Genomic DNA, 22,731 nt, shown 5'->3' on the forward strand with positions numbered 1-22,731 from the left:
AGCCAAGCCGCGCCTCGGCCGCAGATGGACCGGGCCACCGCCGACAGCTTCCAGAACATGCAGGCACGTCTCGGCGTCGGCGCGGGCAACATGAGCGACGCCAACACCTATGTGCTGTCGAATCTGCTCACCCGGCAGCCGCGCACGCTGGAGGCGATGTACCGCGGATCGTGGGTGGTCGGCGCTGTGGTCGACGCCGTCGCCGAGGACATGACGCGCGAGGGTGTCGATTTCGGCTCGACCATGGCGCCCAGCGCAATCGAGCGTATCCACGCCGCCGAGGACGATCTGCAAATCTGGCAATCGCTCCAGGAAGTGATCCAGTGGTCGCGGCTCTATGGCGGTGCGATCGGGGTGATCGACATCGATGGCCAGGACGTCTCGACCGAACTGAACGTCGATACGATCGGGCAAGGCCAGTTCCTCGGCATCACGCCGCTGGGCCGTTGGGAGTTGCTGCCCGTCACAAGCGATTCCATGCCGCTCAATGGCACCGTTGTTGGCCGGCCGGAGTTTTACAAAGTCGGGCCGCAGGCATCCGCCTTCCAGTTGCAGGATATCCACCACAGCCGCGTGATCCGCATGGAGGGCGTAAAGTTGCCCTACTTCCAGCGCATCGCCGAGGCGGGCTGGGGCATGTCGGTGGTCGAGCGCATGTACGATCGCCTGGTCGCCTACGACAGTGCCAGCCAGGGTTCGGCCCAGCTGATCTACAAGGCCTATTTGCGCACGCTCAAGATCAAGGGGTTGCGCAGCATCCTGGCAGCCGGCGGCAAGGCAGAAACGGCTGTCGAGAAGCACGTCGAGGCGATCCGCAAGTTTCAGTCCAGCGAAGGGCTGACGATGCTGGATTCCGAGGACGATTTCGAGACGCACACCTACAGCTTTTCCGGGCTCAACGACCTGCTGCTCGGGTTTGGTCAGCAACTGTCCGGGGCCACGCAAATCCCGCTGGTGCGGCTGTTCGGCCAGTCGCCGGCGGGTCTCAACAGCACCGGGGAAAGCGACCTCCGGAACTACTACGACGCGATCCGCGCCAAGCAGCAGAAAGACCTGCGTGAGCCGGTGAACAAGGTCATGTCGATCCTTTACCGGTCGGTGATCGGCTCGCCGCCGCCGCAAGGCTTCCGCGCCACGTTCAACCCGCTCTGGCAAATGTCCGACACCGAAAAGGGTCAGCTCGCCAAAACCATCGTCGATGCCGTCGGCACCGCGTCGGAACTGGGCCTGATCAGCGCCCCGTCGGCCATGCGCGAACTGAAGCAGAGCGCCGACCAGACCGGTGTGTTCTCGAACATCACCGATGACGAAATCAAGGAGGCCGAGCTTGCCCCACCTCGCCCGACCGAGCTTGATCCCGACGCTGTCGCGCCTGCCGGTGATGGACCGGGCCAGGTCATCCCGGCGCCTGGTGCAGACGGCGAAGGTGGAGAGGCAGTACGCCAGCCAACTGCGTAAGATCGCAGCGCACGTCGGCGAACTGATCAACACGATCTGGGTGCCGGAAGATCCGGCGGTTGCCGATCGGATCGGGCAGGCGCTCGAGCGCTACGCCCAGATTATCGAGCCATGGGCCCGCGTTGTCGGACGGCGGATGGTCGAGGAGATCGATTCCCGTGACCGCCGCGCCTGGCGCGAGGCATCGGCAGAGATGTCCCGCCTGATGCAGGCGCAACTGAACAGCACAGACGTTGGCGCCCTGACGCAACAGCGCCTGGGCGATCAGGTGCGGTTGATCACCAGTCTCCCGCGCGACGCCGCCGAGCGGGTGCACAAGCTGACGCTCGAGGGCTTGACGCAGGGCACGCGCGCCAGGGAAATCGCTGCCGAGATTATGCGGTCGGGCCAGGTCAGCAAGAGCCGGGCCGATCTGATCGCACGCACCGAGGTTTCGCGGACGTCGACGGAGTTCACCCGGGCGCGGGCCGAGGACATCGGTTCCACCCACTTCATCTGGCGAACCTCGCGCGACAGCGACGTGCGGCCGAGCCACAAGGCCTTGGATGGCAAGACGTTCCGCTGGGACGAACCGCCGGAATGCGATCCTGGGCACCACGCGCTGCCCGGCGCGATCTGGAACTGCCGGTGTTTTCCTGAGCCCGTGTTTTGAGGTGACGATGCACATCCACGTCCAACTGCGCGACAGCGGCGCAGATATCGTGCGTGCCGCCGGCATCATGTGCGTTGACCCCGATGGCCGCATGCTGTTCCTGCGCCGCAGTGCCGACACCGCAAGCCACCCGGAAACATGGTGCTGGCCTGGCGGAAAGATCGAGGATGGCGAATCGCCGGCAACGGCCGCCCGGCGCGAGGCAATGGAAGAAGCCGGGTGCAACGCGAATTGGCCGCTGCGGCTGATCGACAGCCGATCCGGTTTTGCAACCTATCGCGCCGAGCTGCCCCGGCCTTTCGCGCCAGTGCTGAACGCTGAGCATACCGATGCCGTCTGGGCGCACCCGAAAGACGCACCATCGCCGCTGCACCCCGGTGTCGCCGCAACCCTCAAACACGTCGGCGCCATCTGAGCGCCACAGAAAGGACCGTCCATGTCGTCGATCAAGATCCTGGCCGAAGCCGCGCAGGCCAAGCGCGCCAGTGCGCAGGCTCACATCGCGGAATCGGAAACGCTGCTGGCCCAAGCCGAAGAAAAGCAGGCGCTGGCCGATGCCGACAACGCCGAAGCCGAAAAGATCGAAGCCGATATTCGCCTGCTCGAAAATGGCGGCGGCGAACCGAAACCGCGCGTGTTCGCCGGCAAGGGCGCCAAGACAGCCTAACGGCCTAGAATCCATTTCGAGTGATCCAGCGCCTCGCGCGCCAGGTCAACCGGGTCGCCGTCCCCATCCCTGATGCGGGCCAGATAGCCCCAGAGATATTCGATGTAATCGGCGGCATCGAACTCAACGAGATCCTCGGCCGCCAGGTCGGGAAGCTCGACACCGTCCAGTTCGGCAATCGCGCGCAACTGATCGACGATGTCTTCCGGTGCATGCCTCATAGAGAAGGACGATACCTATGGCTCTTCCCGCCTACAAGCGGAAGGGTGCGCTTCGCCGCGCCCTGATCGACGCAACCACGTTCAACCTTGCTGGCCTGGCCGCGACCGTGACGCTGACCAAGGCTGGTGCACCGGTCAACGGCACCAATGGCACGGGCGCCGGCGTGGCCAATCCAGGCCAGCTTCTGGTCGATACCACGACCGGCATCCTCTACCAGAATACCGGAACGCAGGCGTCGCCCACCTGGACCACGCGATTCAGCACGACCGGTGACGCGCAGAGCGTGACGACCGGCATCACTGCCAGCACGACGCAGACTTTGGTCGGTGCTACGGCGCTGACGAGCAAGATCAACTTCGTCGCCACGGCGGCCAACAGTGGTGATGCCGTCTCACTGCCCGCGCTTTCACCCGGCCAGTCGGTGACCGTGTTCAACGACGGCGCAAACCCGATCAAGGTGTTTCCCGCCGCTTCGGGCATCCAGATCGATGGTGGCACGGCCGGCGCCTCGGTGACCCTGACCAACGCGCGCCGCGCCACCTTCTACTGCAAGAGCGCGACCGCGATCACGTCGGCCCAGCTTGGCGCCGTCGCTTCCTGATCATGACGGTGCATCGTGACAGGGCTATGGTCATCGACCGCAGCCCACAGGCGACCTATGCGCCGGAACAGCTTGGCCGCACCCAGGCGCTGACGCCGGAAGGCTATCTGCTCTGCACCGCCGTGCGCGTCGCGCGGACCGGGGCGATGCTTTACCGGCCCGACGAAGTGCCGGAGGTGCAACCCGCTCCGAACGGCCAGATGATCGTCGTCACCCGCGATGCCGACGTGCTGTTCGATCCCGAGGCCCTGGCCAGCTTCAACGGCAAGCCCGTGACCGATGATCACCCTCCGGCCCTGCTCAGCGAGCGCGACGCCCGGAAATATCAGGTCGGCGTCACGCTCAACCCGCGCCGGGGCGAAGGTGCCGATTCCGAATTCCTCGTGGCCGACCTGCTGATCACCGATGCACCGATGATTGCCAAGATCCTGGCCAAGAAGAAGCGGGAAATCAGTCTTGGCTACGACGCCGAGGTCGAAGAGGTGAAGCCCGGCCTCGGGCGCCAGGCGCGCATCATCGGCAACCACACCGCCATCGTCGACCGAGGTCGCGCTGGCTCAACCTGCGCCATCACTGACAAGGAGAATGACATGGCGAAGCGCAAGATGTCCCTCATGGACCGCGTCCGCGCGGCATTCCGGGACAATGACGAAACGGCCCTGGAAAGCGCGCTCGCCGACGCTTCCGAAGTGCTGGGCACTGGCGAGCCCGATGGGGATGAAGGCGGCGTGCACGTCCACATCCACAACGGTACCCGCGAAGAACCGGCCCCGGCCGCCGTGCTCACCGACGATGGTGATCCGAACGAAGCCCGCTTCAAGGCGCTGGAAGACAGCCTGGGCGGCATCATGGCACGCCTCGACGAAATGGCCGCCAACAAGGTCGAGCCCGTCGCCCCGGTGGTCGAAACCACCGATGAAGATCCCGAGGAGGAAGTCGAAGCCGATCGCTCCGAAGTCATGGACGCCCAGGCCAAGGCCGAAATCATCTTCCCCGGTTTCAAGACCGGCACCATGGACGGCACGCCCAAGCGTCGCGCGCTGACCGAAATGCGCCGCGATGTCCTGGCCCGCGCGTTCAACGACAGCGCCCGCCGCGCCGTGATCGAGCCGATCCTGGCCAATACCGATCTGGCCAAGGCCAAGCCAGCCCAGGTCCGCGTCCTGTTCGACGCCGCCGCCGCCGTGGCCAAGGTGCACAACACCCGGCCGCGCGCCATCACCGCGATCCCGCAGGGCCCGATGACGGCCGCCAAGATGCAGGAACAGATCGCCGCTCGCCGCCAGGCCAAGCGCTGATCACCACCCCACTCAACCACCCAAGCGAAAGGAAGCCGACATGACGGCGATTACCACGCGGATGAACGTTGCCATTCCCGGCGCCGTCAGCCGTTCTTTCCCTGGCCAGGTGATCTCGCAGGAGGTCATCGACAGCGCCAATCCGCCCACCGCCTATGGCCAGCCCGTCAAGCTGGTCAACGGCAAGGTCCGCACGCTCGCCAGCGGTGACGCTGCCGGCGTGATCTACGGCATCACCGTGCGCCCCTATCCCACCCAGGATGCCACCGGCGCGGCCTCGGGCTATGGCGCCGGCACACCCCCGACCTCCGGCATCATCGATGTGATGAAGGTCGGTTTCATCGGTGCCACGCTGGCCAATGGCACGGCCGCGAAGGGCGCGCAGGCCTATGTGCGCACCACCGTGAACGGCAGCCTGGCGATCGGCGGCATCGAAGACAACACCACGTCTTCGGGCCTGGTCGCGCCCAGCCTCTATGCCTTCACCGGGCCGGCTGACGCGGCGGGCAACGTCGAGATTTCCGTCGGCATTCCGTACTGATCAACCCCTGGCCAGCGGTCGTGAGAGGCCGGGCCTTTCTCCTCAGGAGACCACAAGCATGAATACCCTCCGTATGCGGGAGAGCGGTCCCGCCATCATCGTGCCGTCGATCGCGCTCGTCGCCACGGCGGCCGCCCCCGCCATCGCCGCCGCGCTGGCATGGGGCGACAACCGCAAGGCCACCCGCTTCCTGCGCGATGCGTTCCAGACCTTCGACCAGGCCACCATCGACAGCGCCGGCGCGTTCTTGGTGGGCGAACTCGAACGCCTGGATCCGATGATCCATGAGCCCCTGGTCGACACGACCTGGAGCCGCGACATCGACCTGCGCACCGATGTGACCATGGGCGACGAAAACTCGTCCTACACCACGTCGACCTTCGCCTCGACCGGCGGCCCCTCGTCTGGCGGCATCAGTTGGGCCGGGCGCGAAACGACCACGATCTCGCGGATCAACGTCGACATCGCCAAGGTCGTGAACCCGCTGACGCTCTGGACCGAGACGGTCAGCTACACGATCACCGAACTGCTGAGCGCCCAGCAGCTTGGTCGCCCGATCGATTCCCAGATGCTGGCGGGCCTCAACCTCAAGCACCAGATGGACACCGACCAGATGGTCTATGTCGGCGATCCCACCGTCAGCGCCACCGGCCTGGTGAATGCCGCGCTGGTGGCCAACACCGGCAACGTCGCTGCTGGCGCCGCGTCGGGCCTGCCGTTCATCACGAAGACGCCGGACGAAATCACCGCCGACTTCAACGAACTGCTGACCTCGGTCTGGGCGGCGTCGGGCTACAAGGCCCCGCCGAAGAACGTGCTGCTCTCGCCCGGCGCGTTCGGCTACATCGCGACCACCAAGGTCTCGGAAGCCGGCAACATCAGCATTCTGGAATATGTGAAGCAGAACAACGTCTTCACGGCCCAGAAGAACATCGACCTGGAAATCTACCCGGTGAAGTGGCTCGACAAGGCCAATCTCAACGGGCCGGGCGGTGCCGCGGCAACCTATGGCCGCATGGTGGCCTACAGCCGCTATGAACCCTATGTGCGCTTCGCCATGGTGCCGCTCCAGTCGATGCAGCCGCAATATCGCGGCATCTGGATCGACGTGCCCTACTATGGCCGCCTGGGCCGCGTGGAGACCGTCTATCCCGAAACCATCGGCTACCGCGACGGCGTCGACTGATCCCGTCCTGATCGCTGGTTGAACGAGGCGCTTTCCGGCGCCTTTTCTTTTGCCCGGGGAGGGCTGCATGGCATTCGCCTATTCGGATTTCATTGCCGCCTTCCCCGAGTTTTCGGACCAGACCAAATACCCCGAAGCCAGTTTCACGTTCTGGCAGGGCATCGCCGCGCTGCGCCTTCGCGCCGATCGGTGGGACGCCCTGCTCGACCACGGTTCCATGCTGTTCATCGCCCACAACATGGCGGTGCAGCGCAAGAACGCCATCGCCGCAGCCAAGGGCGGTGCCGTCGGCGCCATTGACGGCCCGACCACGGCCAAGTCGATCGACAAGCTGTCCAAGAGCCAGGACGTCTCGGCGGTGACGCTGGAAGGCGCGGGTGATTGGAACGCCACCACCTATGGCGTTCAGTTCTGGCAACTGGCGCTGATGGTCGGATCGGGTGGTCGGCAACTGTGACCAATGGAACGACCGTCACAAAGGACCGGACCGCCGCCGTCAAGGCTGCACTCAAGGCGCTTGTCAAAGACCGCGTGCTGGTGGGCATCCCTTCGGAAAAAGCCTTTCGCGATCCCGAGCCGGACGAACCCCGGCCGGCGCTGAACAATGCCGAGATCGGCTATCTCAACGAGTTCGGCGCGCCCGAAGCCAATATCCCGGCGCGACCCCACTTGGTGCCCGGTACGCAGAAAGCGCTGCCCAAGGTCGAGAAGTTCTACCGCGAGGCGGCACCCAAGGTGCTGGATGGCAACAGCGAGGCAATCCGCGCGGCGCACGGCAAGGTCGGCTTCACCGTCACGTCGTCCATCAAGAACCTGATCACCGACGGCATCGCACCGCCGCTGGCCGAGCGCACGCTGGAAAATCGCAAGCGCCGGGGCCGCGAGGGCGAGACGCCGCTGCTCGATACCGGGCAATACCGCCGCAACATCGATTTCGTCATTCGCCCGGCCGGGGCGAAGAAGGGCAACCGCTGATGATCGACATGGATGATCTGATCGGCGACCCCGACTTTTTCCAGCCCATGACCATCTGGCGCCGGCAGATCACCTATGGCGGCAATGGCGTCGAAACCGCCGCGCCCGCCCTGATCACGCCGCAGCCGCTCGGCTCGATCCAGTCTGGCGCCAATCCCGAAATGCTGCGCCAGGCCGACCTGACCAGCGTCGAAAACCTGATCACGATCTACACCGATTTCCGGCTCTACACCGAGGGCACGTCATCGAGCGCGACACCGCCGCTGCCGTTTGGGCCGGTGCAGACCGACATCTATGGCAATGCCGTGATCCCCACCGACCTGGTGCAGTTCAAGTCCGACATCGTGGTGTTTCTCGGCGACGTCTACGAGGTGTTCCTGGTGCAGGATTGGACGACCTATGGCGCCGGGTTCATCGAGGCCCTGGCCCGCAAGGTCAGTCGTGGGCAGGTGGCGCAATGAGCCGGGACAGCAGCGAAAGCGGCTTCCTGCTGCCCACCACGCCGCCACCGGTCAACGACGAAGCGCTTGACGACCTGTTCCGAGTGACGATCGCGGGCATCACCGGGCTGGATCCGCGCCGTGTCGTGCGCCGGTTCAACCCCGAGCCCGCGATTGCGCCGCAGTTCGACGGAACTTGGGCGAGCGTGGGCGTCATGGCGATCGACGACGACGATTTCGCGCCGCAGGGCTTGCGCGCAGACGGCACCTATCGGCTGATCCAGCATGAGCGTCTGGAGGTGATGGCCAGCTTCTACGGCGACAAGGCCCAGCAGGCTGCCCGCATGGCGCGCAACGGCATCCAGATTGAGCAGAACCGCGAAGTCCTGGCCTCGGCAGGCATCGCGCTGATGCACGCCGAGAAGCCGGTCAAGGCGCCGGTGCTGATCAACAACCGCTGGTCGAACCGCATCGACGTCACCTTCGTGTTCCGCCGCGCCATCGCCGACGTCTACCCGATCCTGAGCCTGACTGGCGTTGACGGTGGCATCGCCACCGACGCCGGCCCCACCGAATCCATTTCCGTCACCACCGACGACTGACCGGAGAGTCCCCATGACCACTGGCTTGCCGACCTCGCGCCTCATCAAGGCGTCGTGGTCCCTGACGGCTGCGGCCGCCTCGTATCAGAACATCAATACCCTGCTGATTTTGGGCGACAGCGACGTCATCGACGTGACCGAGCGCATGCGCACCTATTCGGACGCATCCGACGTCGAGGCCGATTTCGGCACGTCGGCGCCAGAATATGCGGCGGCGCTGATCTTTTTCAGCCAGAAGCCGGCTCCGGCCAGCCTGTTCATCGGCCGCTGGGCGCGCACCGCGACGGCGGGGCTGCTCAAGGGCGCGATCCTGACCTCGGCCCAGCAGGCTCTGTCCAACTTCACGGCGGTGACCAGTGGTGGCTTCAAGATCGCCGTCGATGGGGCAGGTTCGCCCACGAACATCAGCGGCATCAACCTGTCGGCCGCGACCAGCCTGTCGAACGTGGCGACGATCATCAGCGCCGCCCTGACCTCGGCGTCGGTGGGCGCCACCTGCACCTGGGATGGCACCCGGTTCGTGTTCAAGTCCGCCACGACTGGCGCCACTTCGGCAGTCTCGTTCCTGACGGCTCCGACCAGCGGCACAAACATCGCCGGCCTGCTCGGCGGTCTCTCGACCAGCGGCGGCTATACTGTGGCCGGGATCGTCGCGGAATCGGCACTGTCGGCGGTGACGCTGTTCGACGATCTGCCGACCTATTGGTGGGGCCTGATGTTCGCGGCTTCGACCATGCCCAGCGACAGCGACCGCCAGGCCATCGCCGCCTATATCGAGACCGGTATCCATGCCTACGGCATCACGGTTTCGAGCACGACCGCGATCGACAACGCCAGTTCGGCTGACATCGGCTCGCTGCTCAAGCAGGCCGGCTACCAGCGCACGTTCGGCATCTATTCGACGGCCTCGCCCTATGCCGTGGCCGGCATCTTCGGCGTGCTGCTCTCCACCGATTTCAGCGGCACCAACACCATGCCGACCGTCATGTGGAAGACGATCGTCGGCCTCGCGGCGGAATCGCTTCGGTCGAGCCAGGCCAACGCGCTGGACGCCAAGCGCTACAACTACTTCGCCACCTTCGACAACGAGGCCTCGATCGTCGTAAATGGCATGTGCTTCGGGGATGCGTTCATCGACGAAGTGTACGGCCTCGACTGGCTGGCCAACCGCGTGCAGACCGACCAGTTCAACAAGCTGGCTGCGAGCCCCAAGGTCGCACAGACCGACAAGGGCATGACCGAGTTGCAGACCGTCATGACCGCGTCTCTGAACGTCGGCGTCACCAACGGCCTGATCGGTGAAGGCCTGACCTGGCAGGCGGCGGGCTTCGGCTCACTCAAGGAAGGCGATGTGCTGCCCAAGGGCTTCTACATCTACATCCCACGCCTCTCCAGCCAGAGCGCGGCCGACCGCAAGAAGCGCGTCACGCCGCCGATCCAGGTGGCCGTCAAGCTCGCTGGCGCCGTCCACAGCGTGAATGCGCTGCTCACCATCAACCGCTGATCCGGGGTTCTGACCGATGCCTTATACCTACAGCTTCTACGACGTCTCGGCGGCGATCTCCGGGCCGAACGGTTCGTTCTCGCTTTCGGACGGCAATTCCGAGGGCGGCATCACGATCGCGCGCCGCGGCGACCGCAACACCTTGACGGTGGGCGCCGACGGCACGCCGATGAACAGCCTGCACGCCGACAAGTCGGGCACCATCACCGTGCGCCTGCTCAAGACGTCGCCGGTCAATGCCATGCTGCAAAGCATGTATGATGCCGACGCCGCCGACACCTCGGCCTGGGGCAGCAACACGATCCTGGTCCGCGACACGAACCTGGGCGACAGCCACGACGCGATCGCCTGCGCGTTCATGAAGTTCCCGGACACCGTTTATGACAAGGAGGGACCGGCGCTGGAATGGAGCTTCACGGCCGGATCGATCCATACCTTTCTCGGCAGCGGGGCGGCCTGACCATGGCGGAAATCGAATTTGAAGGCGCGACCTATCGCCTAGCCAGTCTCGACCCGATGTCGCAGTTCCACATCACCCGGCGCATTGCCCCGGCGATGGCGGCCTTTCAGAAGGGCGTGGCAGAAATCGGTGACGGGGAAGCCAGCGGCGCGATCATGGCCAGCATCATGTCGGCCTTGGGCGAACTGTCCGATGCCGATGCCGAATACGTGATCGGGCGCTGCCTGGCCGAGTGCCGGCGCAAGAACGGCGAGGCCTGGGCCAAGGTCTGGGCGGGCGGCCGGCTCATGTTCGACGATATCCAGATGCCCGGCATGATTCGCCTCACGTTCGAGACGATCCGGGAGAACATGGCCGATTTTTTTCCCGGCCGCAGCTTGAGTTCTCCATCGGCGGCAGCCTGAATTTCGAGGCCGCGTCCAGCCCCGAGGAAGGCATGGATTGGCTTATGCAGCCCGTGCTTGAAGGGCTGATCACCTATGACAAGCTGCTCGATCCAGCGCTGGGCCTATCCGATATTGCGCGCATGAACGACGCTATCGCGGTCAGGCAGGAGAACCAGCGGCGGTTCGAGGCTGCGGCGAGGCAGGGTCAGTAGGCGTCCATGTCGACGACGAAGATGTGCGAGCAGCGCAGGCAGGCAAACTTGCGGCGCCATTCGGCCAGTTCTTCAAGGTATGCCTGCTCCGATGTGCGGTATGACCGCTCAAGCAAGAACCAGATGCCGCCGGTCGCTACCATGAAAAATGCGGAGATGGCTGCCGCCCCGTATCGCCCCTGCCCTGCCGCGTTCAAAAATCCGATCCCGACCAAGCAGAACAGGATGATTGGGAAAACCGACCGCGATGGTCGCTGCGGCGGACGGGCTGCCATGGCCGCGCCCGACGTCGTTATGCCGCTGGTGTGCGTGGCAGCGGCGAGTAGCTTAGTGCCTGGGGAATAGCCTATCGTCCCGCTTTGGGAAACGGTCGCTTGCGTATTGGATGCGACCAACAGCGCCAATCGCTGCGTGTTCTCACTCCCACACCTCGGACAATTGCAATCCATAATGCCACCCCCATGCCGGGGCACAGAATTACCCTCCGTCGCGCGAGAGTCCAGCCTCTACGAGGCGCCGGATCGCTTCGGATCGGGGCATGTTCGCAGCCTCTGCATAAGCCTCGACCTGGGCGGTCAATTCCGGAGGCGAGCGAAAGGTAAGCACCGGGTCTTTCCCGGTAGCTGGCCGACCCTTCTTTTTGGGTAATACTTTTTTTGTTGACGTCATGGCTAAACGGTATTACCTAAAAAACAGAGCGGCGCAAGGGGCCTAATCCTTGCACCGCTCCTAACCAACCCGATCCCAAGGAGATCGACATGGCTGATTTCGTCTTTACCCCGCTCCAGAACCCGGCGCCACAAAATCCCGCCGACAACGACATCATGCGCGAAATCCTGCGCCAGCTGGTCAAGGGGCGTTCGTGATGGATCGCCGTGCATTCGTCCGCAGCGGCCTAGGCACCATCGTCGCCATTGGCGCCACAGCCATCCCCGTTTCTGCCATCGCCCACCCTGCAGCCAATCATGCGGCGTGGGACGCTGCGCTCCACGATTATCAGATGAAGCGCCAGTACTCCGATAGCCTTCCTACCACTGATCCACGCGCTGACGACGCCGTTGATGCCTACTGCATCGCCATGGATCATCTGGTGGGCGACGTGCCCTCGCCGAACGCCAATGCGCTGCTCTACAAGATGGAACTGGCAAAAGAGCGCTGGGACGGGCTCGGGCTACCGGACGAGTGGCTGGACGCTTTCATGGCCGATCTGCGCCTGCTGGGGGATGCGTAATGGACCGCCGCTCCTTTTTGGTGGCAAGCGCCGCCATTGGCGTTGCCGCGCTCAGCCCCTCGATTGCGCAGGGCGCGGCCGGCGGCAGTGGCGCATCCGACCTGGCTCAACAGGTCAAGATGATGCCGGAATTTTCCAGCATTCCCGATGACGACCACCGCGCCGCAGTCGTCGCGCCGGGCCTCGCCGCCATGGTCGACACCAGCAATCGGACCCCGGCGGTCGGCGCGCTCATGTATGTGCTGGATTACGGCGCGTCGCCCAGGTTGGTCTGTGCCAGCGAATGCAGCCGCCCTGGCCGGAAAATCCTTGGCCGGGCCGTCGGGCGCTATCGCGTGCCGGAAACGGCGCCGTTCGACCTGCTCCGGCGAGCATGAGCGAAAGTTGAGCCACTTTGCGATTCGCAGTCTGACCTTCGAAATCGGTTTGCGTTACGACGGTGTAATCTGGGAAGAATTGGACACAGGGCTTCGGCCCTCATGTTTCCCCCCTGGGAAGGGGAAAGCGGCGCTCCCAAGCGTCGTGGACGGACGGGAAGGTGTTTGGTTGTCGAGGCCTGCCCTTCCCGCCCGCCGCATCCTCGGCACGCGTCAGGCCGAAGTCTGGCGCACACCAAGAAAGGCATCGTCTCATGCCTCCTACCTCCGATACTCCGAAAAGCAGCGTTGTCGCCATCGATTTTCACGGCGACCAGATCGTCACCTTCCAGCACCAGGGCGAACCCTACGTGGCCATGCGCCGCGTGGTGGAAAATCTCGGGCTGGCTTGGCAGGTTCAGCAGCGCAAGCTGGCTGAATGCGGCTCGCGCTTCGCGTGTCACCATATGGTGACGCACGACACTACTGGCCGCCGCCAAGAAATGCTCTCCATGCCGGTGGCCAAGCTGCCGCTGTGGCTGGCCACGATCAACCCGAACAAGATCCCCGACCCGGTGAAGCGGGCGAAGATCGAACTCTACCAAGCCGAATCCGCCATCGTCCTGCACGACTACTGGACGAAGGGCGTGGCGGTGCGCGGCGATATGGAAGGCGTGGTCACTAGCCTTGATCGTTCCGTGATGAATGCGATCGGCGGCATGGTGAAGAGCATCATGACCAAGCAGCTTGCCGAACTGGTGCCCGCGCTGGTCGAGCGCGAAGTGCTGGCCGGGCGCTATGGCATCGTCCAGGGCGTCTGCGCGCTGCAAGTGGCGGAAATGGCCGGCTACACCAAGGGCCGGCGCCCGCGCGGCGCGACGCAGTTCATTTCGCGTCGCCTGGGCCGCTACCACGAAGATCGCGCCGTGCCGATCCGGCGGTCTGAACATGGTTCGGGCCGGGTGCGCCTGTTCGACGAAACGACGGCGCGCCGCTGGCTGGCTGACGGCGGCAAGACCGAAATCGACCATTATATCGCCGGGCGTTCCGGCCAGGGGTCGCTGCGGCTTATCCGCTGACAGTCCAATAGATCAGGTGGGCGGTCTTTCGGGCCGCCCTTTCCTATTGCCCTCGCGTGAGTAGCAGCGTAGGTTCCTGACCATTCCTTGAAATTCGCCCGCACCGCCGGGCATGCACAGGTCGCCCCTCACCGGGCGGCCTTTTTTGTTGCGAGAACCCCATGGCCGACAACGTGATCAAAGAGTTCTTGGTCTCGCTCGGCTTCAAGGTCGAGGGCCAGGACAAGTTCGACAAGGGGCTGGACGCCGCCACCGCCAAGGCCGTGGCGATGGGCGAGGCAATCTACGACCTCGCCAAGCAGGTGGCCGAGGCGATGGCCCGCATCCTGCCCGATCTGGACCAGCTTTACTGGCGATCGCAAAGGCTCGGATCGTCAGCAGCAGGTGTTCGTGCCTACGGTTACGCAATTTCGCAGCTTGGAGGATCTGCTCAAGGCGCAATGGCAGCGCTTGAGGGCATCGCAGAATTTGCGAAATCAAGTCCAAATGCAGGATCGTGGTTTGTGGGAGCCTTGGGGGTGGATCGGCGGCATCTTGGCGATGCCGTTGAAATGGCCAAGGATCTCTCTGCAACTTTCCAGAAGATGCCGTATTTTCGAGCTAAAGCCTATGCATCAATGCTTGGAATTGATCCCATTCAACTCCAGGCGATGATTAAGGATACGGGAGAATACGAAAAACAATACGAAGCCATGGCAACTCGCCTAGGCGTGAACTTGGAGGGCCTTTCCGGCAAATCGAATGATGCAATGACGCGGGTTCGCGAGCTTAAAGCAGAGCTGAGCCTTGCGTTCGACGTCGCTGAATACAAGGCGCTGGAATGGCTGATCCCTAAGTTGGAGGAGTTCTCCCGCTGGGTAAACGAGATCATGTCGGGCCGGAAACTGACGGGCATCAGCTTGCAGTTGCGCAATCTGATCAACGATATCGGCGACCTTCTGCACGCGCTGGGCGATCTCGCGGCTACGCCTTACATGATGAATTTCGCCGAAAAACTGACAGCGGCGATCGATCATTCTGTGAAGGCCATCAGCGCGCTAGTGCGCGTCGTGACGCACGTTCTGAACGGCGAATGGGCGGCAGCATATCGCGAAGCCATCAACGCCGCGCAGCAAACGACTCAGGCTGGCGACAGCTTCATGATGGGCGTTATCGGTGCTGGCTCTGGCCAGTATCAGCAAGGCGGCGGTGCGTCCGGCGGATGGGGTGGCGACGCGGGGGCGCCGGGTAGCGCGCCGGGAGCAGGCGCGGGCGGCGGCATAAATGCCGGCAATCTGCGAAACCCCAATGGCATCGGGTTCCAGAAATTCCGCAGCACGGCCGACGCGTTGGTCGCGATGGGCCGCCAGTTGGTTACCTATCAGAAGCGCGATGATTTAAACACGATCGCGCAGATTCTTTACCGCTACGCGCCGCCGAATGAGAACAACACCGAAGGCTATATCCAGTTTGTTTCAAAGATGACTGGGTTTGCACGGAATCAAGCGCTTAACCTGTCCGACGCCAGTCAACTGGAAAAGCTGATGTACGCCATGATCCGCATGGAGAAAGGCCGCAGCATCATCGGCCATGGCGAACTGCTGAGCTTACTGGCCGCAAATGCTGGGCGGGTTAACACTCCATTCGCAGGGAGAGCGCATGGCGGCGTAGTCTTCCACCAGCACAATCAGTTCCATGCCCACGGCGGCAACAGCCGGGACGTTACGCAGGGCGTGATGTCGCAGCAGGAAGCGGCCAACCAGCGCCTGGTATCGTCGGCCGGCGTGTTCGCCTACTGACATGGCCCAGGCAGTCATTCGTGCAATCGGCGGCTTCATCGCTGACGTCACGGTCAAGGAGACCCACAAGGACGATCTGACGATCACCACGCACCCGGTGGAGCGCGGCGCGGCGATTACCGATCACGCCTTCAAGAACCCGGCGCAGTTGACGGTGCAGGCCGGGACCAAGGGCGCTGGCCTGTCGCTCTCCGACGCCTATGCCTCGCTGCTGGACCTGCAAGCCTCAGCCGAGCTGCTGGAGGTGCAGACCGGCAAGCGACTGTACCAGAACATGCTGATCCGCTCGCTGGCCGTCGAAACCGATGCCGCTACCGAGAACGTGCTGATGATCACGGTCCAGTTGCAAGAAGTGATCCTGGTCGAGACACTCGAAACCGCGATGCCCAAGAACGCCGTGCGCCAGTCGCCGCAATCGGCCTCGGGCGTGGCGAGCACCGGCTCCAAGCGGGTCAGCAGCTATTCCGGCGCGACGCCGAGCAATTGAGGCGACCATGGCAGCCTACGAAATCCCGCTGACCGGGCAGGCCGAGACGTTCTCGATCGCGCTCAACGGCACGACCTATCAGTTGACGCTGCAATACCGTGACCATGACGAAGGCGGCTGGGTGCTTAACATAGCTGACGCCTCGGGCGTGGCCGTCGTGTCTGGCATTCCGCTGGTGACTGGCGCCAACCTGATGGAGCAATATGCCTATCTCGGGATTGCGGGCGGCGCGGCGCTCTATGTCACCGATACTGCCGGCGGCGACGCTGCGCCGACGTTCGGCAATCTCGGGACCGACACGCATCTGGTGCTGGTGACGCCGTGACCATGCAATACCTGCGCCGGGCAACCCTGCTGATCGGCGATGATGAAACCGGCATCGATATGTCGGATTTGCAGTTCTCGTTCTCGGTGCGCCAGGCGGACTTGCGCACCCCGCAGTATACGAACATCCGCATCTACAATGTGGCGCGGGCGACAGCGGAAAAGATCAAGGCCAACGAATACACCCGCGTCGTCTTGCAGGCCGGGTATCAGGGCGGGAACTTCGGGCTGATCTTTGACGGCCAGATGATCCAGGCACGCCTTGGCCGGGAAAGCGCCGTAGACAGCTATCTCGATATCCTGGCCGCCGAGGGCTACGAAGCCAATCAGGCCGTGGTCAACACCACGCTGGCGGCCGGGGCAACCGAGCAAGATGTGGCGAATGCGGCCGGCACGGCAATGGGCCAGTCGATCCAGTTCAACAGCTACAATCCCACGGTGAAACTGCCGCGCGGCCGGGTGCTCTACGGCATGGCGCGCACCGCCCTTCACAAGGCTGCGGCGACGGCGGGCTACGGGTATTTCTACGACCGGGGCGGCATCAATTGGGTTCCGCTGCAAGGCTACAAGGACGGCGCCGCTGTGGTGCTGAACGCCGCAACCGGCATGATCGGTTGGCCGGAACAGACACAGGACGGCATCCGCGTGCGCTGCCTGCTGAATCCGCTGCTGGAAGTCGGGGCCCGGCTGCAAATCGACAATGCGTCGATCTTGGCGGCCCAACCGTCGCCCAGCTTCGACTACGTGAACAACCTTCCGCCACTCGATGCCGATGGCTTCTACCGAATCTACGTGATCGAGCACAGCGGCGATACGCGCGGCCAGGCCTGGTATTCAGACATCATCTGCCTGACCATTGATCCGACGAAATCGGGCCTTACCGGCCTCGTGCAAAAGGGCCAGTTCTGATGGACCCCAGACAGCGCCTTGGCGACCTCTCGACCTCGATCGACATGGCGGTGCGTGGCAACCAGGCGGAGATGTGGACTGCCCTTCCCGGCATCATCCAGTCGTTCAATGCCACCGCCATGACCTGCGAAGTGCAGCCGTCGCTGCAAGGCGTGCTGTCCGACCCCAAGACCGGCCAGGCCAGCAACGCCAACCTGCCCCTGCTGGTTGACTGCCCGGTCTGCTTCCCGGGCTGGGGCGGCGTCTCGCTGACGTTCCCGATCGCGAAAGGCGACGAGTGCCTGGTAGTGTTCGCCTCGCGCTGCATCGATGCCTGGTGGCAGAGCGGCGGTGTGCAGCCGCAGATGGCCTACCGCATGCACGACCTGTCCGATGGGTTCGTGGTGGCCGGTGTCCGGTCGCAACCGCGTGTACTGAGCGGGATCAGCACCACGGCGGCCCAGCTTCGCAGCGATGATGGCGAGACGATGATCGAATTGGATCCAACCGCGCAGAAACTGCGCCTGGTGGCTCCGGGCGGCATCGAGTTCGTCGGGCCGGTCGATCTCGGCGGTGCTGGTGGCATGGGCGTGGCGCGGATCGGCGATACCGTGAGCGGCGGCGTGATCACTGGCGGCTCAACAACCGTCAAGTCCATCTGAAAGGCTTCGCTATGCCGTTTCTGTCTCGCCTGAAGCACGCATGGGCAGTGCTGACAGGCAAGATTGTCCTGCCCAAACAACTCGAGGAGATGAAACTCATGGCCGCTTTGACCCAGACCGCCGCCGCGCTGACCGCGCTGAATACGGCGGCGAACACCCTGATCGCCACCAACCAAGCGAATGCGCAGGCGCTGGCAGCCGCACAGCAGGAACTGGCTTCGGCCGATTCCGATACCGCCAGCCAGATTTCTGCCGTGACGGCCTCGATCACCGCCGCGCTGCCGACGCAGGAAACGCCTACCGCCTAACCGCTCTTGCTGCCTTTGAGGGTGGCTGGGACCGTCAGCCATCCCAAGCAGGGAATCCCAAATGCGCGTAAGACGCCAAGACAGCGACGGCGATATGGTTTTCGGCCGAGGCGGCGCCGACTATTTCGTCGACGAACCCAGCGCGGTCGGCCAGCGCATCATGACGCGCTTGGGCCTGATCATGGGTGAGTGGTTTCTCGACACCACTGCCGGAACCGCTTGGGGCAAGATCGTCGGCCGCAACAATGCCGCGACCTATGACGCCGAGATCAAGCGCGTGATCCTGGGAACGCAAGGCGTCGCCTCGATCGTGGCCTATGCCAGCGACCTGACCGGCGCGCGCAAGGTGAGCATCAACGCGACGGTGATGACGATCTACGGCACGACCGAAACCGTGACGATCGCCAAGACCCTGGCCGTTCGCGCCGCCTGACATGGCCGCCATCGCCGCCCAGCCCGATCTGCTCCCCGCAGAGGACCGCCTGTGACCACTTATCCCCTCGCCACTTTGGCATGCACGATCGACGAGAACGGCATCTCGGCGCCCAGCTATGATGACATCTACCTGTCGCTCTGTGCCAGCTTTCGCGGCATCTACGGCAGTGACGTGGTACTGGATGCCGACACGCAGGACGGTCAGTGGCTGGCGATCCTGGCGCAGGGCTTCAACGACACCAACAATGCTTGCATCGCGGCCTACAACGCCCGCTCGCCGTCGAGCGCGCAGGGTGCCGGGCTGGCGTCCGTGGTCAAAATCAACGGCCTTCAGAAGCAGGCAGCCACCTATTCGACCTGCGACGTCACGATCACCGGCGCCGCCGGGACGATCATCACCAATGGCACGGTCAAGGATGCCGATGGGGCTTACACCTGGGCTCTCCCGGCCAGCGTCACGATTCCGTCGACCAATTCGATCACCGTCACCGCGACCTGCACGACCGCCGGGGCGATCTCGGCCGCGATCGGCAGCCTGACCAAGATCGGCACGCCGACGCTGGGCTGGATCTCGGTGACCAACGCCGTCGCAGCATCGCCCGGCACCGCGCAGGAAAGCGATGCCAAGCTGCGCCAGCGCCAGTCGCGCTCCACGGCGCTCGGGGCAACGTCGCCCATGGAGACGCTGGCCGCTGCGATCGAGGACATCACAGGCGTGACCCGTGTGACCTATGACGAAAACACGACCGATGCGACCAACGGCAATGGTACGCCCAGCCACAGCGTTGCGCTGGTAATCGAGGGCGGCGATGCTGACGCCATTTCCCAGACGATCGCACGCTCGAAGATTCCTGGCGGCGGGACGGCCGGGACCATCAGCAAGATCGTGATCGACAGCCGCGGCATGCCGGCGACGATCAAGTTCAGCACGCCGACGTATCGCCGCATCATCGTCAACGTCTCGATCAAGGCCCTGACCGGTTATACCGTGACGATCGGCAACGCGCTGGTTTCGGCCATCGCCAGCTACATCAACGACCTGCCGCTGGGCGAGAGCGTCTACCTCACGCAGGTGATCTCGGCCGGCATCCAAGGCAGCGGCGGAATCGGCACGTTCAACCTGCTGAGCCTTGAGATTGCGATCTATGGCGACAGCCCGGCGGCGGCTGATATCCCCATCGCTTTCGACGAGTCCGCGACCTGCGTGACTGGCGACGTGTCGCTGAGTTTGATCTCATGAGTGGAGACATCACGCCCTACACCGGGCTGATCACGTCGGAGCACGCCAATAAGGCAAAGTTCGTCGCCACTGTCACCGCCTGCCTGCAACCGCTGGCCGATCAGATTGCCGTGCTGGATGCCATGGCCGGCAAGTTCGACATCGACGATGCAGTCGGCGCGCAACTCGACATCATCGGCGAATGGGTGGGCGTCTCGCGCAATGTCAGGGCCCCGCTGGAAGGGGTCTACTTCTCGTTCGACACCGCAGGGCTTGGCTTTGAGCAAGGCGTGATATGGGCGCCGGGCGAGCCGACAACAGGCCTGATCGCGCTGCCCGACGACATCTACAAGCTGCTGCTGCGCGCCAAGATCGCGGCCAACCAGTGGGATGGCACAATCCCCGGAGCGTATACGGCCTGGGACACGCTGCTGGCGCCCTATGGCTTCACGATCCTTATCCAGGACAATGGCAACATGACGATGACGCTGGCCCTGGCGTCATCGTCAATCAACCCGACGTTCAAGGAACTGTTTGTCGGCGGCTACCTCGATCTGCGCCCGGCGACGGTGCAAATCGATGGCTATCTGACACCCAGTGTCGATGGCGCCCCCTTCTTCGGCTTTGACGTAGAGAGCAGCGTAATCGCTGGCTTCGACGTCGGCGCCTTTGCTCTATCCAACTGATCCATAGGAGCGCACATGGCTGCCTCAAGCGACTTTCTGCCCTTTGCCACCGGCTCGGGCGCCAACGTCACCAGTCAGTCCGATTGGGCTGCGCTGGCGGCACGGACCGGCGGCTTCTCCTCGGGCCTCGCCTCATCGGCGCAGTTCAACAAAGCCTTGCGCCAAGCCAATTTCGTCGCGGCTGCACTGGCCAGTTGGATGTCGGTGGAAATCAATGATGCAGTTGTGGACGATGGCGTGATTGCCAACTTCACGACCCAAATCACCAATGCGCTGACCGCGTTTTCGAACAGCCTCGGCTATCTCACCGCGTCCGCCGCCGCTGCCGCCTACGCGCCCCTCTCCGCGTTCGTGAACAGCCTATCCGGGAACGGCTATCAGAAGCTCCCCGGCGGCCTGATCCTGCAATGGTGCTCGACGACTGCTTATTTGTCGGAAGGAGGCAAGACCGTCTCGTTCCCCATCGCATTTCCGAACAACTGCTTCGTGGCAATCCCCGCAGCTGTCCTAGGTTCGCCATCATCCTCTCAGGATGCATGGGCGCAGACCTATTCGAAATCGGCAAACAGCGTGGGCGTTTACATGCAGTTCCCCAGCGGGGGCAGCACCACGTGGGGCATGACCGCTGACTTGATTGCCCTCGGAAACTGAGGAAATAGCTATGAAATTCAGCCCCTCCACCGGGAATTTTTACCCCGACGATATCGACTATCCTACGCTGCCAAGCGATCTCGTCGAAGTCGATGAAGCCGAATATGCCAAGGCCATGGCACGCGCGCCGGACGAAAATTTCACCGTCGTGGATGGCAAGGTCATGATCGCCAAGGATCCTGGCCCGTCCGATGAACAGATCAAGGCAATGGTGGCGGCCCAAGCCACGCGCCTGCTGGCCGCGACCGACTACACGCAAACGGCCGACACCGCAGCAGCGCTGAGCAATGCCGGCGATTTCACTGCCTATCGCGCCGCCTTGCGCGCAATTCTGCGCGATCCGCCACTTGAGCCGATCTGGCCCACTGTGCCGGAACCGGCCTGGGCCTGACCGCCCGATCTGACTGACCCGACCTCGCTCAGGCGGGGTTTTTCTTTGCCCGCAAGGATCGCGCCATGGCCCAAGATTCAGGCCTCGACATCAAGATCACGACCGACTGGCAGGACATCACCGAAAGCGCACCGGAATTGGCCGGTGAATATGCCTGGGTCTGCAATCAGGGCTGGTCGCCCGTGCTGGTGGCGTTTTCCTCGTCCGCCTCTGCGCCCACCGGTGGCGGCTATTACCTGGTTGCGGGCGAAACTGCGCAGGGCACCGCGACGCATATCTGGGTCAGGGGCGTATCCGGCGCTGCGGCTGTCTCTGCCGGCCTGGGCGATGTCTGGTCCAGCGGCGGCGTAAGCACGATCGCTGCGCCCAATGGCGCCGACGTCACGCAAGGCGCAGTGGCCGATCCGGCCGCGACCAATTCGACCGATCCATGGACGATCGTTTCGCTGCTCAAGGGCCTGTTCGCGCAATTGGCCGGCGTGTTGAAGGTGCAACCGACGGTGGGCGGCGCGGCAGTTTCCAGCGCCAATCCCTTGGCCATTTCCGCGACGGGATTGCCGCTGCCCGATGGCGCCGCCTCTGGCGCACTCCAAGCCGAAGGCAATGGCCTGCTTGGCCAGATCCAGGCGCAGTTGCCCGATGGGCTCGGCCCGCAGGTATCGGCGGCTTCTCTCTCCGTGGCGCTCGCCAGCGATCAGGTCGTTCCGATCTCGTCGGCCGTCACCAGCTTCCCGCCTCTGGTCCCCGGCACAACCCGGGACTTCACCCGCTACGGCGTGATCCGCATTCAGGTGACCGGTCTCTCGGGCGGCGACGCGATCAGCTTCGGCGGCGCCATGGCGCAGAACGATACCCCACAGCCGCTTGAGGTCATGTCGGTGTCCGGCAGCAACCCCGGCACGCTGTCGGCAAGCATCACGGCGAACGGGCTCTACGTCATTTTCGGCGCCGGCGGTCTGTGGATCACCACCACCCAGACCGGCACGGCCTCGACTCCCACCATCATCGCCAACGCCAACCAGTAAGGGCAGA

General features: G+C 63.9%; 34 protein-coding genes. 31 read left to right on the top strand and 3 right to left on the bottom strand.

Annotated features, from left to right (window positions below):
* The first annotated feature begins 24 nt into the window (after positions 1–24).
* The 4 genes from C8K14_RS19445 to C8K14_RS19460 are packed head-to-tail and all read left to right on the top strand — an operon-like array spanning position 25 to position 2,777.
* Positions 25–1,458: a DUF1073 domain-containing protein gene (locus tag C8K14_RS19445; protein WP_158271975.1), complete on the top strand. Its 1,434-nt coding sequence runs from the start codon at positions 25–27 to the stop codon at positions 1,456–1,458.
* A complete protein-coding gene (locus tag C8K14_RS19450; protein ID WP_199223781.1) occupies positions 1,352–2,110 on the top strand; it encodes a phage minor head protein in 759 nt (252 codons plus the stop codon). Before C8K14_RS19445 ends, C8K14_RS19450 begins: the two co-directional genes overlap by 107 nt.
* Before the next feature lie 49 nt (positions 2,111–2,159).
* Positions 2,160–2,525: an NUDIX hydrolase gene (locus C8K14_RS19455; protein WP_199223782.1), complete on the top strand. Its 366-nt coding sequence runs from the start codon at positions 2,160–2,162 to the stop codon at positions 2,523–2,525.
* A gap of 21 nt (positions 2,526–2,546) precedes the next feature.
* The gene (locus tag C8K14_RS19460) at positions 2,547–2,777 is read left to right on the top strand and encodes a hypothetical protein (RefSeq protein ID WP_107718516.1); all 231 of its coding nucleotides are present in this window, start codon (positions 2,547–2,549) and stop codon (positions 2,775–2,777) included.
* Here the strand turns inward: C8K14_RS19460 and C8K14_RS19465 are convergent.
* The gene (locus C8K14_RS19465) at positions 2,774–2,998 is read right to left on the bottom strand and encodes a hypothetical protein (protein ID WP_107718518.1); all 225 of its coding nucleotides are present in this window, start codon (positions 2,996–2,998) and stop codon (positions 2,774–2,776) included. The two genes, C8K14_RS19460 and C8K14_RS19465, sit on opposite strands and share 4 nt — an antisense overlap.
* Positions 2,999–3,015: 17 nt before the next feature.
* Here C8K14_RS19465 and C8K14_RS19470 point away from each other — a divergent pair, with 17 nt between their 5' ends.
* The 12 genes from C8K14_RS19470 to C8K14_RS22950 all read left to right on the top strand — a co-directional run bounded on the left by C8K14_RS19470 (position 3,016) and on the right by C8K14_RS22950 (position 11,204).
* Complete coding sequence (locus tag C8K14_RS19470; RefSeq protein WP_107718520.1) at positions 3,016–3,600, top strand: hypothetical protein; 585 nt, start codon at positions 3,016–3,018, stop codon at positions 3,598–3,600.
* A 2-nt stretch (positions 3,601–3,602) separates the two neighbouring features.
* Positions 3,603–4,898, top strand: coding sequence for a DUF2213 domain-containing protein (locus tag C8K14_RS19475; protein ID WP_107718523.1), 1,296 nt, complete (start codon positions 3,603–3,605; stop codon positions 4,896–4,898).
* A gap of 40 nt (positions 4,899–4,938) precedes the next feature.
* Entirely contained in the window at positions 4,939–5,439 is a 501-nt protein-coding gene (locus C8K14_RS19480) for a hypothetical protein (protein ID WP_133726889.1), read from the top strand.
* 58 nt (positions 5,440–5,497) lie between these two features.
* Positions 5,498–6,625 (top strand): DUF2184 domain-containing protein, encoded by a 1,128-nt coding sequence (locus tag C8K14_RS19485; protein ID WP_199223783.1) that lies wholly within the window; start codon positions 5,498–5,500, stop codon positions 6,623–6,625.
* 67 nt (positions 6,626–6,692) lie between these two features.
* On the top strand, positions 6,693–7,082 hold the full coding sequence (locus tag C8K14_RS19490) for a DUF4054 domain-containing protein (RefSeq protein WP_107718529.1): 390 nt from the start codon (positions 6,693–6,695) through the stop codon (positions 7,080–7,082).
* The gene (locus C8K14_RS19495; protein ID WP_107718531.1) at positions 7,079–7,600 is read left to right on the top strand and encodes a hypothetical protein; all 522 of its coding nucleotides are present in this window, start codon (positions 7,079–7,081) and stop codon (positions 7,598–7,600) included. The genes C8K14_RS19490 and C8K14_RS19495 overlap by 4 nt, the downstream gene beginning before the upstream one ends.
* Positions 7,600–8,061, top strand: a complete 462-nt coding sequence (locus tag C8K14_RS19500; protein WP_107718533.1) for a hypothetical protein — start codon at positions 7,600–7,602, stop codon at positions 8,059–8,061. The genes C8K14_RS19495 and C8K14_RS19500 overlap by 1 nt, the downstream gene beginning before the upstream one ends.
* Positions 8,058–8,642 carry a hypothetical protein gene (locus C8K14_RS19505; protein WP_107718535.1) on the top strand — a complete coding sequence of 195 codons (585 nt, stop codon included), beginning with the start codon at positions 8,058–8,060 and terminating at the stop codon, positions 8,640–8,642. Before C8K14_RS19500 ends, C8K14_RS19505 begins: the two co-directional genes overlap by 4 nt.
* Positions 8,643–8,655: 13 nt before the next feature.
* Positions 8,656–10,146: a DUF3383 domain-containing protein gene (locus C8K14_RS19510; protein ID WP_107718537.1), complete on the top strand. Its 1,491-nt coding sequence runs from the start codon at positions 8,656–8,658 to the stop codon at positions 10,144–10,146.
* Between the two features lie 16 nt (positions 10,147–10,162).
* Entirely contained in the window at positions 10,163–10,606 is a 444-nt protein-coding gene (locus C8K14_RS19515) for a phage protein (RefSeq protein ID WP_107718539.1), read from the top strand.
* Positions 10,607–10,608: 2 nt separating this feature from the next.
* Positions 10,609–11,010, top strand: coding sequence for a phage tail assembly chaperone (locus C8K14_RS19520; protein WP_107718541.1), 402 nt, complete (start codon positions 10,609–10,611; stop codon positions 11,008–11,010).
* Between the two features lie 44 nt (positions 11,011–11,054).
* The gene (locus C8K14_RS22950; protein ID WP_166643376.1) at positions 11,055–11,204 is read left to right on the top strand and encodes a hypothetical protein; all 150 of its coding nucleotides are present in this window, start codon (positions 11,055–11,057) and stop codon (positions 11,202–11,204) included.
* Here the strand turns inward: C8K14_RS22950 and C8K14_RS22490 are convergent.
* Both C8K14_RS22490 and C8K14_RS23260 read right to left on the bottom strand, forming a co-directional pair.
* Complete coding sequence (locus C8K14_RS22490; protein ID WP_133726890.1) at positions 11,198–11,479, bottom strand: hypothetical protein; 282 nt, start codon at positions 11,477–11,479, stop codon at positions 11,198–11,200. The two genes, C8K14_RS22950 and C8K14_RS22490, sit on opposite strands and share 7 nt — an antisense overlap.
* Positions 11,480–11,681: 202 nt before the next feature.
* Complete coding sequence (locus C8K14_RS23260; protein WP_107718545.1) at positions 11,682–11,873, bottom strand: ribbon-helix-helix protein, CopG family; 192 nt, start codon at positions 11,871–11,873, stop codon at positions 11,682–11,684.
* 196 nt (positions 11,874–12,069) lie between these two features.
* Between C8K14_RS23260 and C8K14_RS19530 the strand changes: the two genes are divergently transcribed.
* The 15 genes from C8K14_RS19530 (at position 12,070) to C8K14_RS19600 (ending at position 22,724) form a co-directional block, all read left to right on the top strand.
* Positions 12,070–12,435, top strand: a complete 366-nt coding sequence (locus tag C8K14_RS19530) for a hypothetical protein (RefSeq protein ID WP_107718547.1) — start codon at positions 12,070–12,072, stop codon at positions 12,433–12,435.
* The gene (locus C8K14_RS19535; RefSeq protein ID WP_107718549.1) at positions 12,435–12,812 is read left to right on the top strand and encodes a hypothetical protein; all 378 of its coding nucleotides are present in this window, start codon (positions 12,435–12,437) and stop codon (positions 12,810–12,812) included. The genes C8K14_RS19530 and C8K14_RS19535 overlap by 1 nt, the downstream gene beginning before the upstream one ends.
* 254 nt (positions 12,813–13,066) lie before the next feature.
* Complete coding sequence (locus tag C8K14_RS19540; protein ID WP_107718551.1) at positions 13,067–13,870, top strand: phage antirepressor N-terminal domain-containing protein; 804 nt, start codon at positions 13,067–13,069, stop codon at positions 13,868–13,870.
* A 161-nt stretch (positions 13,871–14,031) separates the two neighbouring features.
* Positions 14,032–15,648: a hypothetical protein gene (locus C8K14_RS19545; RefSeq protein ID WP_107718553.1), complete on the top strand. Its 1,617-nt coding sequence runs from the start codon at positions 14,032–14,034 to the stop codon at positions 15,646–15,648.
* 1 nt (position 15,649) lies between these two features.
* Entirely contained in the window at positions 15,650–16,135 is a 486-nt protein-coding gene (locus C8K14_RS19550) for a phage baseplate protein (RefSeq protein ID WP_107718555.1), read from the top strand.
* Positions 16,136–16,142: 7 nt separating this feature from the next.
* Entirely contained in the window at positions 16,143–16,460 is a 318-nt protein-coding gene (locus tag C8K14_RS19555) for a hypothetical protein (protein ID WP_107718557.1), read from the top strand.
* Entirely contained in the window at positions 16,457–17,368 is a 912-nt protein-coding gene (locus tag C8K14_RS19560; protein ID WP_107758315.1) for a hypothetical protein, read from the top strand. Before C8K14_RS19555 ends, C8K14_RS19560 begins: the two co-directional genes overlap by 4 nt.
* On the top strand, positions 17,368–18,009 hold the full coding sequence (locus C8K14_RS19565; protein ID WP_133726891.1) for a Gp138 family membrane-puncturing spike protein: 642 nt from the start codon (positions 17,368–17,370) through the stop codon (positions 18,007–18,009). The genes C8K14_RS19560 and C8K14_RS19565 overlap by 1 nt, the downstream gene beginning before the upstream one ends.
* 11 nt (positions 18,010–18,020) lie before the next feature.
* On the top strand, positions 18,021–18,317 hold the full coding sequence (locus tag C8K14_RS19570; RefSeq protein WP_107718563.1) for a hypothetical protein: 297 nt from the start codon (positions 18,021–18,023) through the stop codon (positions 18,315–18,317).
* A gap of 61 nt (positions 18,318–18,378) precedes the next feature.
* The gene (locus C8K14_RS19575; protein WP_107718565.1) at positions 18,379–18,750 is read left to right on the top strand and encodes a hypothetical protein; all 372 of its coding nucleotides are present in this window, start codon (positions 18,379–18,381) and stop codon (positions 18,748–18,750) included.
* 51 nt (positions 18,751–18,801) lie between these two features.
* Positions 18,802–19,992 (top strand): baseplate J/gp47 family protein, encoded by a 1,191-nt coding sequence (locus C8K14_RS19580; RefSeq protein ID WP_107718566.1) that lies wholly within the window; start codon positions 18,802–18,804, stop codon positions 19,990–19,992.
* Positions 19,989–20,657 (top strand): DUF2612 domain-containing protein, encoded by a 669-nt coding sequence (locus C8K14_RS19585; protein WP_107718568.1) that lies wholly within the window; start codon positions 19,989–19,991, stop codon positions 20,655–20,657. Before C8K14_RS19580 ends, C8K14_RS19585 begins: the two co-directional genes overlap by 4 nt.
* A gap of 15 nt (positions 20,658–20,672) precedes the next feature.
* The gene (locus C8K14_RS19590; RefSeq protein WP_107718570.1) at positions 20,673–21,308 is read left to right on the top strand and encodes a hypothetical protein; all 636 of its coding nucleotides are present in this window, start codon (positions 20,673–20,675) and stop codon (positions 21,306–21,308) included.
* A 10-nt stretch (positions 21,309–21,318) separates the two neighbouring features.
* Positions 21,319–21,699 carry a hypothetical protein gene (locus C8K14_RS19595; RefSeq protein WP_107718572.1) on the top strand — a complete coding sequence of 127 codons (381 nt, stop codon included), beginning with the start codon at positions 21,319–21,321 and terminating at the stop codon, positions 21,697–21,699.
* A 65-nt stretch (positions 21,700–21,764) separates the two neighbouring features.
* Complete coding sequence (locus C8K14_RS19600) at positions 21,765–22,724, top strand: hypothetical protein (RefSeq protein WP_107718574.1); 960 nt, start codon at positions 21,765–21,767, stop codon at positions 22,722–22,724.
* The last annotated feature ends 7 nt before the right edge of the window (positions 22,725–22,731 follow it).

This window comes from Novosphingobium sp. GV079, assembly GCF_003058045.1.
GTDB lineage: Bacteria > Pseudomonadota > Alphaproteobacteria > Sphingomonadales > Sphingomonadaceae > Novosphingobium > Novosphingobium capsulatum.